This window comes from Mesorhizobium sp. M7D.F.Ca.US.004.01.2.1, assembly GCF_003997785.1.
In the GTDB taxonomy this organism is placed as follows: domain Bacteria; phylum Pseudomonadota; class Alphaproteobacteria; order Rhizobiales; family Rhizobiaceae; genus Mesorhizobium; species Mesorhizobium loti.
The window spans coordinates 1-2391 of the sequence record NZ_RZRQ01000559.1; the positions used below are offsets into that span (position 1 = coordinate 1).

The 2391-nt window shown below is 63.7% G+C and carries 2 protein-coding genes; both read left to right on the plus strand.

Annotation, left to right across the window (positions count from 1 at the left end; translation table 11 throughout):
* Positions 1–2007: ATP-binding cassette domain-containing protein (locus EN993_RS34685; RefSeq protein ID WP_164758018.1), on the plus strand; the 2007-nt coding region annotated here is incomplete at its 5' end.
* The coding region (locus EN993_RS34690) for a Gfo/Idh/MocA family oxidoreductase (RefSeq protein ID WP_164758019.1) at positions 2004–2391 on the plus strand (388 nt) is incomplete at its 3' end. The genes EN993_RS34685 and EN993_RS34690, both read left to right, overlap by 4 nt.

The following is a 2391-nucleotide window of genomic DNA, read 5'->3' on the forward strand; positions in this document are numbered from 1 at the left end:
GTGTATGGGCGCTGGATCTATGCGATCGGCGGCAATGCGGGGGCAGCGCGGGCCTCACTGGTTCCCGTCGACCTCGTGCGCATCTCCGTCTACCTGATTGCCGGTGCGACAGCCGGGCTCGGCGCGATCCTCACCATCGGCCGCCTCGGTTCGGCACAGCCGCTTGCCGGCACCGGGCTTGAATTTACAGCCATTACAGCCGCGATCATCGGCGGTACGAAACTGTCCGGCGGCCAGGGCTCCATCTGGGGAACGGCAATCGGTGCGCTGTTGCTGGGCGTCATCAACACCGGCCTGTCCTTCCTGCAGGTGCCGCAAATCCTGATCTATTTCGTGACCGCGAGCCTCATTCTGGTGGCTGTTCTCACCAGCCAGCCGGAGAGTGTTGCCGCCCTGTTCAAGACCAGTGGCCGCAAGTCCATCGCATCGCCGCACAACAGTGCCGCAACACCGGTCGGCAAACACAGCATCGCGTTGCGCGACGTCGGCAAGTCTTTTCCGGGCGTCAAGGCGCTCGACGGTGTCAGCTTCGCCGTCTCGGCTGGTGAGGTCGTCGGACTTGCCGGCGAGAACGGGGCGGGGAAATCAACGCTGGTGAAGTGCATCTCCGGTCTGCATCGCCCGGACGAGGGAGAGATCGTCATCGACGGCAACGCCGTCCAGTTCCACTCCCCCAGCGACGCCAAGGGCATCAGCGTCATCCATCAGCATTTCAGCCTTTCGCCGGACCTAACGGTGGCGGAGAATCTTTTCATCGGCCGCGAACCGCACACCCGCCTTGGATTTCTCGACCGGGCCCGGATGCGGCGCGATGCGAGAGCCATCATGGACGAGCTGTCGCTCGATATCGACATTGCCGCGGAGCTGCGAACGCTTTCCGTCGGGCGCCAGCAGATGGTGGAAATTGCCCGTGCCGTTCTGTCCGATGCCTGGTTCTTCATCATGGACGAACCGACCAGCGCGCTCTCCAACCGCGAACGCGACCAGCTCTACGAGCTGATCGACAGACTGAGAACCCGCGGCGCCGGCATCCTCTACATCTCCCACAAGATGGAAGAGATCTTCAGCCAGTGCGACCGCGTGGTCGTTCTGCGTGACGGGCGCTTCATCGGCGAGCGCCAGACCCGCCAGACCAACGAGGCCGAGATCGTCTCGATGATGGTCGGACGCGATGTCGGCGACATCTTCCCCTATCTCGAAACAAAGATCGGCGAAACCGCCATCGAGATCAGCAACGTCTCCAACTGCAAGCTCTTGAAGTCGGCCACGCTCAGCGTGCGCAGGGGCGAGATCGTCGCGCTCGCCGGCCTGATGGGCAGCGGCCGCTCCGAGGTGCTCAGGCTGATTGCCGGCCTCGAGACAATGCATGGCGGCACGATCAGAATTTTCGGCGCGCTGCAGGCCGGCGGTGACATCAAGGCCGCCAATCGCGCCGGCATCGTCTACATACCCGAAGACCGGCACCTGGAAGGCTTCGTCGGCGCGATGTCGATCAAGGACAACCTGTCTCTCGCCTGGATTCGCGACAACAGTTACTTCGGCCTGCTGAGACCCCGCCGCATCCTGGCTCTCGCGCGCGATCTCATCGGCTCACTCGGCGTGCGGCCGGCCCAGCCCGACAAGATGACCATCGAGCTTTCGGGCGGCAATCAGCAGAAGGTGGTCATCGGCAAATGGCTTGCCACCAAGCCGAAAATCATCCTGCTCGACGAGCCGACGCGCGGCGTCGACGTCGGGGCAAAGTCCGAACTCCATCACCTGATCGCAAAATTGAAGGCCGAGGGCGCGGCAATCCTCATGGTGTCGAGCGAGTTGCCCGAGGTTCTCGGCGTTGCCGACCGCATCGTCGTCATGCGCGAAGGCCACTCTGTCTGCACGCTGGCGCGAGGGGCGACGGAAGAAGACGTGATGATGCACGCCTTCGGTGATCGCAAGATCGCGCCACCCGCCAGCACGGCCCCGGCCAGCATCCAGCCTTGCACCTTGCCTGTAGGGAGAGCCCTTTGAGCAAACTGAAGATCGCCATTGTCGGTGCCGGCTACATGGGCCTCCTGCATGCTCAGGTGGTTGCCGCCAGCCCTGTCGCGGAACTGTCGGCATTCGTTGATCCGAATACTGCCACGGGAAGCAAGGCCGCGTCCGATTTCGGTGTCCGGCATTTCACCGATGCCGCCGCCGCGCTGACTGCCAATGCCGCGGACGCCTATATCGTGGCGGCGCCCGACACGCTGCATGAAGACGTCTGCCGCACGCTGCTCGATGCCGGAAAGCCGGTGCTGCTCGAAAAGCCGATGGCCCACAAACTTTCGGCCGCGAAGGCGATCGCCAAAGCAGCTGAAAAAGGCGGCGCGCGCCTGTTGGTCGGCCACATCCTGCGGTTCGACCCGCGCT